9 protein-coding genes are annotated in these 14,242 nt (G+C 70.0%); 8 read left to right on the top strand and 1 reads right to left on the bottom strand.

Annotation, left to right across the window (positions count from 1 at the left end):
- Position 1: 1 nt before the first annotated feature.
- Positions 2 to 1,240, bottom strand: coding sequence for an ornithine--oxo-acid transaminase (gene rocD / locus ACZ63D_RS06505; RefSeq protein WP_465353263.1), 1,239 nt, complete (start codon positions 1,238 to 1,240; stop codon positions 2 to 4).
- A 184-nt stretch (positions 1,241 to 1,424) separates the two neighbouring features.
- On the opposite strand from rocD, the gene ACZ63D_RS06500 reads away from it, so the two are divergent.
- From ACZ63D_RS06500 to ACZ63D_RS06465, 8 genes are all read left to right on the top strand, one after another.
- Positions 1,425 to 2,279 (top strand): PPK2 family polyphosphate kinase, encoded by an 855-nt coding sequence (locus ACZ63D_RS06500; RefSeq protein WP_465353262.1) that lies wholly within the window; start codon positions 1,425 to 1,427, stop codon positions 2,277 to 2,279.
- 21 nt (positions 2,280 to 2,300) lie between these two features.
- On the top strand, positions 2,301 to 4,403 hold the full coding sequence (locus ACZ63D_RS06495) for a S9 family peptidase (RefSeq protein WP_465353261.1): 2,103 nt from the start codon (positions 2,301 to 2,303) through the stop codon (positions 4,401 to 4,403).
- A 167-nt stretch (positions 4,404 to 4,570) separates the two neighbouring features.
- Complete coding sequence (locus tag ACZ63D_RS06490; RefSeq protein ID WP_465353260.1) at positions 4,571 to 6,067, top strand: pyridoxal phosphate-dependent decarboxylase family protein; 1,497 nt, start codon at positions 4,571 to 4,573, stop codon at positions 6,065 to 6,067.
- A complete protein-coding gene (locus ACZ63D_RS06485) occupies positions 6,064 to 7,356 on the top strand; it encodes a lysine N(6)-hydroxylase/L-ornithine N(5)-oxygenase family protein (RefSeq protein ID WP_465353259.1) in 1,293 nt (430 codons plus the stop codon). Before ACZ63D_RS06490 ends, ACZ63D_RS06485 begins: the two co-directional genes overlap by 4 nt.
- Complete coding sequence (locus ACZ63D_RS06480; RefSeq protein ID WP_465353258.1) at positions 7,353 to 9,146, top strand: IucA/IucC family protein; 1,794 nt, start codon at positions 7,353 to 7,355, stop codon at positions 9,144 to 9,146. Before ACZ63D_RS06485 ends, ACZ63D_RS06480 begins: the two co-directional genes overlap by 4 nt.
- On the top strand, positions 9,143 to 10,456 hold the full coding sequence (locus tag ACZ63D_RS06475) for a type I glutamate--ammonia ligase (RefSeq protein WP_465353257.1): 1,314 nt from the start codon (positions 9,143 to 9,145) through the stop codon (positions 10,454 to 10,456). Before ACZ63D_RS06480 ends, ACZ63D_RS06475 begins: the two co-directional genes overlap by 4 nt.
- Positions 10,457 to 10,506: 50 nt before the next feature.
- Complete coding sequence (gene sthA / locus ACZ63D_RS06470) at positions 10,507 to 11,919, top strand: Si-specific NAD(P)(+) transhydrogenase (RefSeq protein ID WP_465353256.1); 1,413 nt, start codon at positions 10,507 to 10,509, stop codon at positions 11,917 to 11,919.
- Between the two features lie 86 nt (positions 11,920 to 12,005).
- Complete coding sequence (locus ACZ63D_RS06465) at positions 12,006 to 13,925, top strand: intein-containing Rv2578c family radical SAM protein (RefSeq protein ID WP_465353255.1); 1,920 nt, start codon at positions 12,006 to 12,008, stop codon at positions 13,923 to 13,925.
- Positions 13,926 to 14,242: the final 317 nt, after the last annotated feature.

Below are 14,242 nucleotides of genomic sequence, written 5' to 3'. Positions count from 1 at the left end.
GTCAGTCGCGTACGACCTGCGCGATGGCGTCGATGCCGCGGTCCAGTTCGGCTTCGGTGATCACCAGCGGCGGCGCGACGCGCAGGGTACGGTCGTGCGTTTCCTTGCACAGCACGCCCAACCCGGCCAGCGCCTCGGACGCCGCCCGTCCGGTCGGGCCGCCCGGCGCGATGTCGACGCCTGCCCACAGGCCGCGTCCGCGCACTTCCGAAACCCCGTCGCCGACCAGCTTCGCCAGGCGCTCGTGCAGGTGCGCGCCGAGTTCGGTGGACCGCTTCTGGTACTCGCCGGTCTGCAGCATCCGCACCACCGCACGGCCGACGGCGCAAGCCAGCGGGTTGCCGCCGAAGGTCGAGCCGTGTTCGCCCGGCTTCAGCACACCGAGCACCTCGCGGCTGCCGACCACTGCGGACACCGGGACGATGCCGCCGCCGAGGGCCTTGCCCAGCGTATACAGGTCCGCGCGAACGCCTTCGTGTTCCAGCGCCAGCACGGTGCCGGTGCGCGCGAGACCGGACTGGATCTCGTCGGCGATCATCAGCACGTTGTTCTCGTCGCACAGCCGTCGTACGGCGGCGAAGAACCCCGCGGGCGGCACGACGACGCCCGCCTCGCCCTGGATCGGCTCCATCAGCACGGCAGCGGTGCGCGGCGTGATAGCTGCCTTCAACGCTTCGGCGTCGCCGTAAGGCACCTGGACGAAGCCCGGCGTGAAGGGGCCGTAGTCGGCGCGCGCGGTTTCGTCGTCGGAGAACGAGACGATGGTGGTGGTGCGGCCGTGGAAGTTCGATCCCGCGACCACGATTTCCGCGGTGCCCGCTGGAACGCCCTTGACCTGGTACGCCCACTTGCGCGCGACCTTCACCGCGGATTCGACGGCCTCGGCCCCGGAGTTCATCGGCAGCACCATTTCGGTGCCGGTCAGCTCGGCCAGTTCGCGGCAGAACAGCCCTAGCTGGTCGTGATGGAACGCGCGGGAGGTGAGCGTGACGCGGCCCAGCTGCTCGGTGGCGGCGGCGATCAGCTCGGGGTTGCGGTGGCCGAAGTTGAGCGCGGAGTAGCCGGCCAGGAAGTCCAGATAGGACTTGCCGGCCACGTCGGTCACCGAAGCGCCCTCGGCTTCGGCGATCACGACCGGCAGCGGATGGTAGTTGTGCGTGCTCCATTGCTCGTCGAGCGCGATGAAGCCGTCGGGAGAGGTGGGACGCGCGGTGCCGGCAGGCTGGACGGACGCTGTCATGCGTTCAGGCTAGAGGCCGTTCGCGGGGAGTTCAGCCGCGAAACGTTGCTTTCCCCCGTCGTTCGTTGCGCAATCGAGGGGTGGGACCGGCGATTCGCTGCGCGGCTCGCTCGACCGGATGACACCCGGCCGGACGGACCGGGAAGTCCCCGGGTTTGCCCGCCGCCGCGGTTATCGTCCCGGGATGGCGAAGAAGCAGCAGAACGGAAACCGGGTCCGCGACGCGCTCCGGGCGGGCGACGAGCTGCCGGACCCGGCTTCGTCGCCCGTGGGGCCGGAGAAGAAGGCGAAAGGCGGCAAGAAACTGGAGTCGGTGGGGGAGCAGCTCGCCGGGTTGCAGGAAGCGCTGTACGCGGAGGGCATCGGCGGCGGCACCCGCAGTGTCCTGTTGGTGTTGCAGGGGATGGACACCTCCGGCAAGGGCGGCACTGTCGGGCACGTGCTCGGGTTGGTGAACCCGATGGGCGTGCAGTACGCCGGGTTCAAGAAGCCGACCGCCGCCGAACTGCGGCACGACTTCCTGTGGCGCATCCGCAAGAAGCTCCCGTCTCCGGGTCACCTCGGCGTGTTCGACCGCTCGCATTACGAGGACGTTCTCGTGCCGCGCGTGCTCGGCCAGCTTCCCGCGGCCGAACGACGGCAGCGTTACGCGCAGATCAACGCGTTCGAAAAGGAGCTGACCGACAACGGCACTGCCCTGGTGAAGGTGTTCCTGCACATCTCGCCGGAAGAGCAGCTCCGCCGGCTCACCGCGCGGCTGGACCGGCCGGAGAAGCGCTGGAAGTTCGACCCGTCGGACATCGAGGCGCGCCGGCAGTGGCCCGCCTACCAGAAGGCGTACGCCGACGTAATGAAGCGCACGTCGACCGAGCACGCCCCGTGGTACGTCGTGCCCGCGGACCGCAAGTGGTACCGCAACTGGGCGGTCGCCGAACTGCTCGTGGAGACCCTGACCGAGATGGACCCGCAGTTCCCGGAGCCGTCCTACGACGTCGCCGAGCAGTGGGCCGCGCTGCAGGGTGTTGGCGTGCCCGGCTGATCATCTGAAAGAGTGCTGGTCGTGACCGATCTTGCACTCGACGACGTCCCGTTCCTCCGCCGGCAGGCCCGCACCCAGCGGTTCACTCTCGGCGCGCCCAAGCAGTTCCGGGTCGCCCCGGACGGTTCGCGGGTGTTGTTCCTGCGCAGCGCCACCGGCACCGATCCGCGGCACAGCCTGTGGTCGTTCGACCTCGCCAGCGGCGAGGAGACGAAGCTGATCGACGCCGCCGAGCTGGTGTCCGGCGACGAGGACCTGCCGCCGGAGGAACGGGCGCGTCGCGAACGGGCCCGGGAGACCGGCGGCGGCGTGGTGGCCTTCGGCGTTGACGACGCGTTCACCGTCGTCACATTCACGCTGTCGGGCAAGCTGTACACGCTCGACCTCGCCACCGGCGAGACGCGCATCCTGGTCGACGGCTCCGTGATCGACCCGCGGCCGAACCCGACCGGCACCCACGTCGCGTACGTGCGCGAGCGTCGGCTGCACGTGATTGAACTGGCGACCGGCGAGGACCGCGTGCTCGTCGGCGAGGACAACGAGGACATCACCTGGGGCCTCGCGGAGTTCATCGCGGGCGAGGAAATGGACCGCACGCGCGGCTACTGGTGGGCGCCGGACGGACGCAGCGTGATCGTCGAGCGCGCGGACCGCGGCCCGGTGCCGCGCTGGACGATCGGCGACCCGGCGAACCCGCAGCAACCGGCGAATGTCGTGGCGTATCCGGCGGCCGGTTCGCCGAACGCCGAGGTGTCGCTGGCCGTGCTGGGCCTGGACGGCAGCCGGGTCGACGTGGCGCGAGGCGACTGGGAGTACCTGGTCACCGTGCACTGGTCGGCGGGCGGGCAGCCGCTGCTGGCCGTGCAGCCGCGGGACCAGAAGCGGATCACTGTGCTGGCGCTGGACCCGGCCGACGGCTCGGTCACCGAGGTGCACACCGAGACCGACGAGCACTGGGTCGAGATTTTCCAGGGTGTGCCCGCGTGGACCGCGGACGGCAAGCTGGTGGTGGAAAGCGCGGCTGACGGTGATCATCGCCTGCTGGTGGACGGCACGCCGGTCACTCCGCCGGGGATGCAGCTGCGGATGGTGCTGCACGTCGGCGAGGAAATTCTTTTTACCGCTTCGGAAGACGACCCGACGCAGGTGCACCTGTACCGCACCGAAGACGGCACGGTGCGCCGTCTGTCCGCAACGGACGGTGTGCACGTCGGTTCGGGAAGCGCGGCTCTCACGGTGCTTTCCTCGTGGAGTCTCGACCACAGCGGACCGAAGGTGACCGTGCTGCGGGACGGTGTCGAGATCGGCGAGATCGAATCGTCCACTGTGGACCCGGAGATCGTGCCGAACCTGACCTGGCTCACCCTCGGCGAACGCCAGTTGCGCGCGGCTTTGGTGCTGCCGCGCGGATACGAGCCGGACGAGGGCAAGCTGCCGGTGCTTCTCGACCCGTACGGCGGTCCGCACGCGCAGCGAGTTCTCCAGAGCCGCAACGCTTTCCTGACCCCGCAGTGGCTCGCCGACCAAGGTTTCGCCGTGCTGGTCGTGGACGGCCGCGGTTCGCCCGGCCGCGGACCGGCGTGGGAGAAGGAGATCGCGGGCAAGCTCGCCGACGTCACGCTGGCCGATCAGGTCGACGCCCTGCACGCGGCCGCGGCGGTGCGTCCCGAGCTGGACCTGGAGCGGGTCGCGATCCGCGGCTGGTCCTACGGCGGCTACCTGTCCGCGCTCGCCGTGCTGCGGCGGCCGGACGTGTTCCACGCGGCGGTCGCGGGCGCGCCGGTCACCGACTGGTCGCTGTACGACACCCACTACACCGAGCGCTACCTCGGCAAGCCGGAGGACGAACCGGAAAGCTACGAGCACAACTCGCTCATCGCGAGTGCCGGTTCGCTCGAGCGGGCGCTGCTGATCGTGCACGGCCTCGCCGACGACAACGTCTTCCCGGCGCACGCCCTCCGGCTTTCCTCGGCGCTGCTGGCAAAGGGCCGTCCGCACGGCTTCCTGCCGCTCGCGGGCGCGACGCACATGACGCCGCAGGCCGAAGAGGTCGCCGAGAACCTCATGCGCCTCCAGGTCGAATGGATCCACCGGGAACTGGCTGCGCTGGGGAAGGAGAGCTGATTTCCCGCTGACTCCGCCGCGCTCACCCTTTCCGGAACGGCCGGTGCTCCACTGCGGAGCACCGGCCGTTTTTCGTGCGGTGCCGCCCTGCTTACCGGCTGCCGTTGGGTATCCGTATTGTTGCGCAGGGTAAAGTAAGGCTAGCTTTCCCTAAGAAAGGCGGTTCCATGGCGGATGCGCCCTCAGCGCCGGAGATCTCCCCACCCGGTGTGGCTTCGGCGGAGTGGCTCGCGGGCGGTCCCGGCGGCGCGGACCGGCTGGCTCGGCTGATTCCCGTGGCGCTGCGCGGAATGGCGGCGGGCGCGGCCGAACGCGGAGGTCCGGTCCCGGCGGGCGGCCCGGCCGCGGTGGCGGCGGCACTCGCCCGCACCCAGCCCTCCGACGGGCTCCCGCGGCACGGAGTGGGCGCCGAACAAGCCCTGGAAGAGCTTTCCGCCCTGCTCGCCGCCGGATCCGCCGATCCCGCCGATCCGGCGTGCGCGGCGCACCTGCACTGCCCTCCGCTGGCCGTCTCCGTCGCGGCTGACGTCGTCGCCTCGGCGCTGAACCCGTCTCTGGACTCCTGGGACCAGGCCCCGGTCGCGAGCGAAATCGAGCGCGAGTTCACCACCGGCATCGCCCGGCTCTGCTATCCGGACGCCGTCCGCCCAGACGCGGTCGTCACCTCCGGCGGCACCGAATCCAATCTGCTCGGTCTGCTGCTGGCGCGGGAATCCGCTGTCACGCAACCGGTTTGCGGGGCGAATTCGCACCACAGTGTCGCTCGCGCGGCCTGGCTGCTCGGATTGCCCGCGCCGGTCGTAGTGCCGTGCGTGGACGACCGCATGGTCCCGTCCGCGCTGGCCAAGGCCTTGGCTCCGCTGGGTGCGCGGGCGATCGTCGTGGCGACCGCTGGCACCACCAACACCGGCCGGATCGACCCGTTGCCGGAGATCGCCGAAATCTGCCGCCGGACCGGCGCGCGGCTGCACGTCGACGGGGCGTACGGCGGCCTCGTGCTTTGCAGCGAGAGGCTTCGAGACCGGGTCGACGGGCTGGAATTAGCCGATTCGGTCGGGCTTGACCTGCACAAGTTCGGCTGGCAACCGGTTGCCGCCGGTGTCTTCGCCGCGCGCCGACAGTCCGATCTGCAGGCGCTCACCGTCCGTGCCGAGTACCTCAACGCCGACGACGACACCGAAGCCGGACTGCCCGATTTGCTCGGCCGTTCGCTCCGCACGTCCCGGCGCCCGGACGCGTTCCGGATGGCAGTCACGGTGCGTGCGCTAGGCACCGGCGGGCTCGGTGCGCTCGTGGAACGCTGTTGTGCCAACGCTTCCGGCGTGCACGCGATGGTCGAAGACCATCCAGCGCTGCGGTCGTGGGGTGCGCCTGAACTGTCCACAGTGGTCTTCCGCCCGACGGCGGCGGACGAGCTGCCGGGAACGGCCGGAGACGACCTGGTCGCGCAAGTACGCCGGAGGGTGCTGGAAGACGGCACTGCGGTGATCGGCCGCGGCACGCTGCCGACCGGTCCCGACGGCACGGCCCAGCTGTGGCTCAAACTGACCCTCCTGCATTCGCACACCAAACCCGCCGACTACCGCGCGCTGCTCGACGCGGTGGCGACGGTCGCGGCTGACCTTCGCGCGAGCGTCGCGTGGGAAAGTCCGGTCGCGTCGTGAGGCGCTACGACATCGCCGGAGTCGGCATCGGGCCGTTCAACCTGTCGCTGGCCGCCCTGGCGGATCCGCTCGACCAGCTGGAGGTCGTGCTGTTCGACGCGCGTCCCGAGTTCCGCTGGCACCCCGGGCTTCTCCTGGACGGCGCGACGCTGCAGGTGCCCTTCCTCGCAGACCTGGTGACGCTCGTCGACCCGACCAGCCGCCACTCGTTCCTCAACTACCTGCGCGAACGCGGACGGTTGCTGCCGTTCTACTTCGCCGAGCGATTCCACCTGCCGCGCGCCGAGTACGACGACTACGGCCGCTGGGCAGCGTCGCGGCTGCCGTCGTGCCGGTTCGGGCACGAGGTCACCGGTTTGCGCTGGATCGACCGCGAAGAGGCGTTCGAGCTGACCGTCACCGGTGCGGAATCAGTGCTCGCGACGGCGGTCGTGCTCGGAGTCGGTACCCAGCCGAGTGTTCCGGAACCGTTGCGGCCCTTGGTGTCTGCACCCGATGTGCTCGCCCTGCATTCCGCGGACTACCTCGCGCATCGACCGGAACTGATCGCCGCGGAATCGGTGACAGTCGTCGGTTCGGGGCAGTCGGGGGCGGAGGTGTTTCTCGATCTGCTGCGTACTCGATCCACTGTGGACGGTCTGCGTTGGCTGGCGAGGACGCCCGCGTTCGCGCCGATGGAGTACTCGAAGCTCGGTCTTGAGCAGTTCACGCCCGACTACACGGCGTACTTCCACCGCCTTCCCGAACCGGTCCGCGACCAGCTTCTTCCCGCGCAATGGCAGCTGTACCAAGGGATCGATGCCGAGACCATGGCCGAGATCCACGACGAGCTGTACCGGCGGAGCATCGGCGGCGGCTGGCCGGGCGCGGTGCTGACGCCCGGCGTCGAGGTGGTCTCCGCGACCGTCGGCGACGGGATCGAGCTGGGGCTGCGGCACGTCCAGCAGGGAACGACTGCCCGCCACCGCACGTCCGCCGTGGTGGCTGCGACCGGCTACGCGGAAACGCCGACCGGCCCGTTGCTGCAAGGGCTCGGCGACGCGGTCCGCCGCGATGCCCAAGGACGGCTCGTGATCGGTGCGGATTATCGCGTCGAACTCGACGTGCCCGGGCCGTTGTTCGTGCAGAACGCGGAACGGCACACGCACGGTCCCGGCGCACCGGATCTCGGCCTCGGCGCGTGGCGGGCGGCGGCGATTCTCAACGCGGTATGCGGAAAACCGGTGTACGACCTGCCCGAGCGGACGGCGTTCACCACGTTCGGCCTCGACCAGACGGAGGACCAGTGACCCTGACCGAAGACGCCGCTTGGCGGGCCGCGGGCTCGCTCGTCACGCACAAAATGCTCGGCGAACTGTCCTACGAAGCGATGCTGGTGCCGGAGCCCGGCGAGCCGACTCAGGCCGGACACCGCAGCTGGCAACTCGACCTGCCCGCTGGTGTTTCCTACCGCTTCGAAGCACGTCGAGGCGCGTTCGAATCGTGGACAGTCTTGCCCGGCAGCGCGATCCGGCTCGCCGATGGCGCGGAAGCCCCGGCGGACGACCCGCGCACGTTGATCGTCGACGCGCGCGACCGGCTTGGTCTCACCGGTCTGAGGCTGGCTGACGTCCTCGCCGAGCTGACCGCGACCGTAGCCAACGAGGCGACCCGATTGCGGCGCGCGCCGACCGCCGCCGAACTGTCCACGATGGACTACGACCTCGCCGACGGACACCTCACCGGCCATCCCCGGCTGGTGCTCAACAAGGGCCGGGTCGGGTTTTCCGCCCGCGACCGCGCGCGTTACGCGCCCGAGTCCGGTGCCGACATCCGGCTGCGCTGGTATGCAGTACACCGCGACCTCGCGCAGTTCCGCAGCGTGGCCGGGCTCGACGCGGAGAGCCTGCTGCGCGAGGAATTGGACGACCAGACCCGCGCCGAGTTCACCGCGCGTACGGTCCAGCTCGGCGCGCTCGCCGACTACCTCTGGGTACCGGTGCATCCGTGGCAGGCCGACGAAATCATCGGCACGCTCTACGCGGCCGAGCTGGCCACGGGCCGGATGGCCGAGCTGGGGGAGAGCAGCGACGTCTACCGTCCACATCAGACGGTCCGGACTCTGGCCAACCGTTCCCGGCCGGACCGGCGCGACGTGAAAACCGCGGTTTCCGTGCGCAACACGCTCGTCTACCGCGGCCTGAACTCCGCGGCGACGCTTGCCGGTCCGTCGGTCACCGAATGGCTGCGCCGGATCGACGCGGCCGACCCGCTGCTGTCCGAGAAGTACCGCTTCGAGCTGCTCGGCGAGATCGCGAGCGTTTCGGTCCGGCATCCGCTGTTCGGCTCGCTGGAGGAACTGCCGTACCGGTTCCACGAAACGCTCGGTGCGCTGTGGCGCGAGCCGTTGGCCACCCGGCTCGCTGAGGGAGAGCAGGCGATCTCGTTCGCCGCGCTGCCGTACCGCGACGCCGGCGGCGAGACCGTGCTGACCAGGCTGATCACCCAGTCCGGCGAGAGCGCGGAGGCCTGGCTGTCGCGGCTGTTCGACCTGCTGCTCACGCCGTTGCTGCACTGGCTGCTCCAGTACGGCGTCGGATTCTGCCCGCATGGCCAGAATCTCGTGCTCGTGGTGGACACGAACGGTCTCCCGCTGCGAGTCGCGATCAAGGATTTCGCCCAGGGCGTCGACCTGCTGGACGAGGAATTGCCCTGCTACGCGGACCTTCCGCCGGACGCCGCCGCCGACATGCTGCGCTGGCCCGCGCACCTGCTCGCGCAGTCCTTATTCAGCTCGGTTTTCTCCGGGCAGCTGCGGTTCTGGGCGGAACTGCTGCTGGACGATCTCGGCCTGCCGCGCGGCAAGTTTTGGGCGTTGGTGCGCGGGGTCGTCGGCCGCTACCGCGCCGAAAACCCCGACGTGGCCGAGCGATTCGACGCCTGCCTGCTGTTCGCGCCGGACGTCGAACGGGTCACGCTCAACCGCGAGCACTTCGCCGGGCAAGGCTTCGACAAGGTGGAACGAGACGACGAGTTCGACGTCCGCTGGGGCCGCGTGCCGAACCCCTTGCACGCTCCCGATCCAGACGGTGCCTGGTGAACCCGTTCGACCGTCCGGCCGGGCCGCGATCGCTGGCCGTGCGCGCGGAAACGGGCACGGCCGCCGCGGAAATACTGCGTCGGGTGCTGGCCGAGGACGGTGCTCGGCTGCTGCTTCTGGTGCCCGATCCGCACGCGCGGTTCGCGGCGGTCGAGCTGGCCGCACCGTTCGCCGCCGAGGTTCTGGACAGCGGATATGGCGTGTGCAGCTACGTCTTCGCCTGGACGCCGGAGCGGGAACCACTGCCGGAGACCGGTCCGTTGACGCCGTACCTCGGCGGGTTTGGCGACCTGCGCGTGCGGCTCGACGCGGCGACGGCGTTTCCGCTCGGCGACCGGACCTGGGCGGTGGTCGGGGACGCGGAGTTTCCGTCCGACGAACCGGCTGGGCTCGCGCCGCGGACAGTGTTGCGGACGCAGCTGGCACGGTTGGAGGAACACGGCCTGGTTCCGTCGATCGGAATCGAGCACGAGGTCGTTTTCCGCACCATGGAAGGAGATCCGCTCACCGGACACGGGGTGGACTACGCCCTCGGCGGCACCGAACGTCTCGCGCCGCTGCTGGCGGAGCTGCGTTCCGCGACGACGGGCCTCGGTGTGGAATCGGCGCGCGCGGAGTGTCATCCGGGGCAGTACGAGGTCGTCCTGCGGCATCGGGACGCGCTCGCGGCCTGTGACGACGCGTTGCTGCTGCAGATGGTGACCCGGCAGGTCGCTGCCCGGCACGGTGCGCAAGCGGATTATCTGGCCGCGCCGGAATCCGGTCAGGGGAACTCGTGCCACGTCCATCTGTCACTGTCCACTCCGGACGGTCCAGCCGGGTTCCCGTTCGCGCTGGGCTCTTTTCTGGCCGGAGTGCTCCGGGACGCGCGGGCGCTGTCCGCGGTGTGGGCTCCGACGTGGAACAGCTACGTCCGGCTGCGCACCGCGCCGTTCTCGCCACGCGAACTGCGGTGGGGGCCGGACGACCGGACGGCCTCGATCCGGTTGTGCGGGACGTCCTCCGCGCCGCGGCTGGAATTCCGCTTCGCGGGCGCGGACGCCCAGCCACACCTTGTCGTGGCCGCGTTGCTCGCCGCCGGTACCGCTGGTCTGGCCGAACAGCTGTCGCCGCCGGACGCGGGAGCTCCGCACGGGCAGCTGGCGGCGTCGCCGTGGGAGGCGCTGGCGTTGCTGGAAGAGGGACGGGTCGCCGCCTTGCTGGGGGAGGACGTCGCCGCGCAGCAGGCCGCGTTGCTGCGCGAAGAACTCGACATCGCGCTCGGATCGGTCACTGACCTGCACCGCCGCCGGGGCGCCTTGCGCTCGTGAGGGCTTGTGCTGACTTGCGCTGACCGGCGCGGCTGCGCAGGCTCAGGGCCGTGAGCGAATACGAGTACGACCTCATCGTCATCGGCTCGGGCCCGGGAGGGCAGAAGGCCGCCATCGCGGCGGCGAAACTGGGGAAGAAAGTCGCCGTCGTCGACCGGCAGGACATGGTCGGCGGCGTGTGCGTCAACACGGGAACCATCCCGTCCAAGACGCTGCGCGAAGCCGTGCTGTACCTGACCGGGATGAACCAGCGCGAGTTGTACGGCGCCAGCTACCGGGTGAAACAGGACATCACCATCGCGGATCTGATGGCGCGCACCCAGCACGTCATCGGGCGCGAGGTCCAGGTGGTGCGCGCGCAGCTGCTGCGCAACCACGTCGATCTGATCGGCGGCATCGGCTCGTTCGCCGATCCGCACACTGTCCTGGTCGACGGCAAACACCGCGGCGACCGGCGCACGATCACCGGCGAGTACGTCGTGATCGCGACCGGCACCCGTCCCGCGCGGCCGGACCACGTCGATTTCGACGCCGCGCGCGTGCTCGACTCCGACGAGATCCTGGCGCTGGAGGCGATCCCGTCGTCGCTGGTCGTGGTCGGCGCGGGCGTGATCGGGATCGAGTACGCGTCGATGTTCGCCGCGCTCGGCTCGCGGGTGACCGTGGTCGAACAGCGCGACCACATGCTGGACTTCTGCGATCCGGAGATCGTGGAATCGCTGAAATTCCAGCTGCGCGACCTCGGCGTCACGTTCCGGTTCGGGGAGAAGGTCGCGAACGTCGCGGTCTCCGCCGACGCCACCGTGACGACGCTGGTCAGCGGCAAGCGGATCCCGGCGGACGCGGTGATGTACTCGGCGGGCAGGCAGGGCATGACCGGCGCGCTGGCGCTGGAGAACGCGGGCCTCAGCGCGGACCGGCGCGGCCGGCTGGAGGTCGACGAGCACTACCGGACCTCCGTCGAGCATGTGTACGCGGTCGGCGACGTGATCGGGTTCCCGGCGCTGGCGGCGACGTCCATGGACCAGGGCAGGCTCGCGGCGTACCACGCGTTCGGCGAACCGGCCCGCGACATCGGAGCGCTGCAGCCGATCGGGATCTACACGATCCCGGAGATCTCGTACGTCGGCGCGACCGAGGCGCAGCTGACGTCCTCTTCGGTGCCGTACGAGGTCGGCATCGCGCGCTACCGGGAGCTGGCGCGCGGCCAGATTTCCGGGGACAGCTACGGGATGTTGAAGCTGCTGGTGTCGACGGCGGACCGGAAGCTGCTGGGAGTGCATGTCTTCGGCACCGGCGCGACCGATCTCGTGCACATCGGACAGGCGGTGATGGGCTGCGGCGGAACGGTGGACTACCTGGTGGACGCGGTCTTCAACTATCCGACGCTGTCCGAGGCGTACAAGGTCGCCGCCCTCGACGCGACGAACAAGATCCGCGCGCTGGAGCGGTTCTCCGGCTGACCCCGGCCTCCGCTCGCCCTCGCTCGTTCGAGGGGTGTTCGAACATATGTTTGACAGCGCTTTAGAACATGTGTTCGACTGTGGAGGTGCGTTGGGAACAGTTGCGAGCGGGGAAGGAGGAGCCGGCGCTCCCCGGTCTCGGTGCTTTCGGGGAAGTCGTGCGCTCGGTGCGGGCGCCGGAATTCGGCGGCGTCACCTTTCACGAGGTGCGCGCCCGGTCCGTGCTGAACCGGGTGCCCGAATCGTCGGCGGTGCCGTTCCGGTGGTCGGTCAATCCTTATCGCGGGTGTTCGCACGCGTGCACGTACTGCCTCGAAGGCGACACGCCGGTGCTGATGGCCGACGGCCGGGCGAAACCGATCGCCGAACTGCGCGTGGGCGACCGGATCATGGGCACGCGCGGACACGGCGTCGCGCGCAGGCTCGTGCCTACCGAGGTGCTCGCGCACTGGACCACGGTGCGCCCGGCCTATCGCGTCACGCTCGACGACGGCACGCGGATCGTCGCCGGGCCGGACCACCGCTTCCTCAGCGCCCGCGGCTGGAAGTACGTCACCGGCAGCAAACTCGGCACCGCGCAACGGCCGCACCTGGAACCCGGAACGGAACTGGTCGGAACCGGCCGTTTCACGCGCACGCCGGACGACACGCTCGGCTACCGCGCCGGATACCTGTGCGGAATGCTGCGCTCCGGCGGGTTCGCCGCGGAATCCGACGCCGCCGCACGAGCGCTGGCGTATTTGCCGGATTTCGGTTCCTCGGTGGGTTTCATGCGCATCCCGAGGGAACCGGACGCCCATTGGGCGCGCGGATTCCTGGCCGGGCTGTTCGACCTGGCGGGCGGCTACCGGCGCGGAACGCTTTCCATCGCGCACGACGAAAACGAAGTGGTGGACATGCTGTTCGCCGCACTGGACCGGTTCTCGTTCAGCTACGACACCGTCGGCCACCGCCAGCACCCCGGCCGCAGGCAGGCCCGGCTCACCGGCGGCACCGGCGAGCTGCTGCGGTTCCTGCACCTGGTCGACCCGGCGGTCGAATGGAAACGCTCCTTGGACGGCACCGTGATCGGCGGCGTCCGGCGCACGGTCACGAGCGTCGCGCCGACGGGGCTGGACCTGCCGCTGTTCGACATCACAACAGGCACCAGTGATTTCATCGCCGACGGGATGGTGTCGCACAACTGCTTCGCCCGGAACACCCACACCTATCTGGACTTCGACGCGGGCCGCGATTTCGACACCCAGGTCGTGGTCAAGGTCAACGCCCCGGAAGTGCTTGCCGCGCAACTGAAACGGCCGAGCTGGCAACGCGAACCCGTGGCGATGGGCACGAACACCGACCCGTACCAGCGCGTCGAGGGAAGGTACCGGCTGATGCCCGGGATCATCCGCGCGCTCGCGGATTCCGGTACTCCGCTGTCGATCCTCACCAAGGGCACCATGCTGAGCCGGGACCTGCCGTTGCTGGAGTCGGCGGCACACGACGTCCCGGTGAGCCTGGCCGTGTCGCTGGCCCTGCTGGACGGCGACCTGCAACACCGGCTGGAACCCGGCACCCCGACGCCGCGAGCCCGCCTGGACCTGATCCGCAAAGCCGCCGCGGCCGGTCTGCCGTGCTCAGTGATGGTCGCCCCGGTGCTGCCGTACCTGACGGATTCGCCCGAAGCGCTGGATCCGCTTCTCGCCCAGCTGGCCGAAGCCGGAGCGACCAGGGTGACGGTGTTGCCGCTGCACCTGCGACCAGGCGCGCGGGAGTGGTTCGCCTCCTGGCTGAAACGGGAGTACCCGGAGCTGGCTCCGCGCTACCGCCGCCTGTACGCGAAAGGAAGCTACGTCGACCGCGGCTACCGAGAACGCCTGGCGACGGTGGTCGGCCCGTTGCTGCGACGGCACGGGCTCGACCCGCGGGCGCCTCGAGCGCATGCGGAAACCCGGACGGAACCGGAGCAGCCGGAGGTCCCGGAGCAACGAGCGGGGGAGGCGGAACAGTTGCGCCTGTTGTGACCTTGCCGGGCTTGGCGAAACGCAGCCGATCGCGCCGAGCGGGGCGGTTTTCGCGGTGGAGCAGGGCCGCCCGGCCGTGCGGCCCCACGGTGGTTCCGTGGCCGGGCGAACCGGAGCCTCGCGATCGACGATGGTGAGAAGGTTGAGACCGGACGAACCTGCTCAGCGCGGGCGGGCGGACCTGGGGGCTGCCCGCCCGCTGGCAGCGGCCCTCCCGCTTTAACCCGGCAGCCCGGCTCGCGCCATTTGCCTCCGGTCCGGCTGTCTGGCTGGTGCCCAGTCCGCCTCCGGTCTGGCGGTCTGGTTGGTGCCTGGCG

Source organism: Amycolatopsis sp. NPDC104775 (genome assembly GCF_055583325.1).
Note: the sequence above shows the minus strand (reverse complement) of the source record. Positions and strands in the feature narration are given on the sequence as shown.

Excerpts from the sequence above, each read along its gene's own strand:
- ACZ63D_RS06490 (WP_465353260.1), top strand. The coding sequence starts at position 4,571 with ATGGCGGATGCGCCCTCAGCGCCGGAGATCTCCCCACCCGGTGTGGCT.
- ACZ63D_RS06500 (WP_465353262.1), top strand. The coding sequence starts at position 1,425 with ATGGCGAAGAAGCAGCAGAACGGAAACCGGGTCCGCGACGCGCTCCGG.
- rocD (WP_465353263.1), bottom strand. The coding sequence starts at position 1,240 with ATGACAGCGTCCGTCCAGCCTGCCGGCACCGCGCGTCCCACCTCTCCC.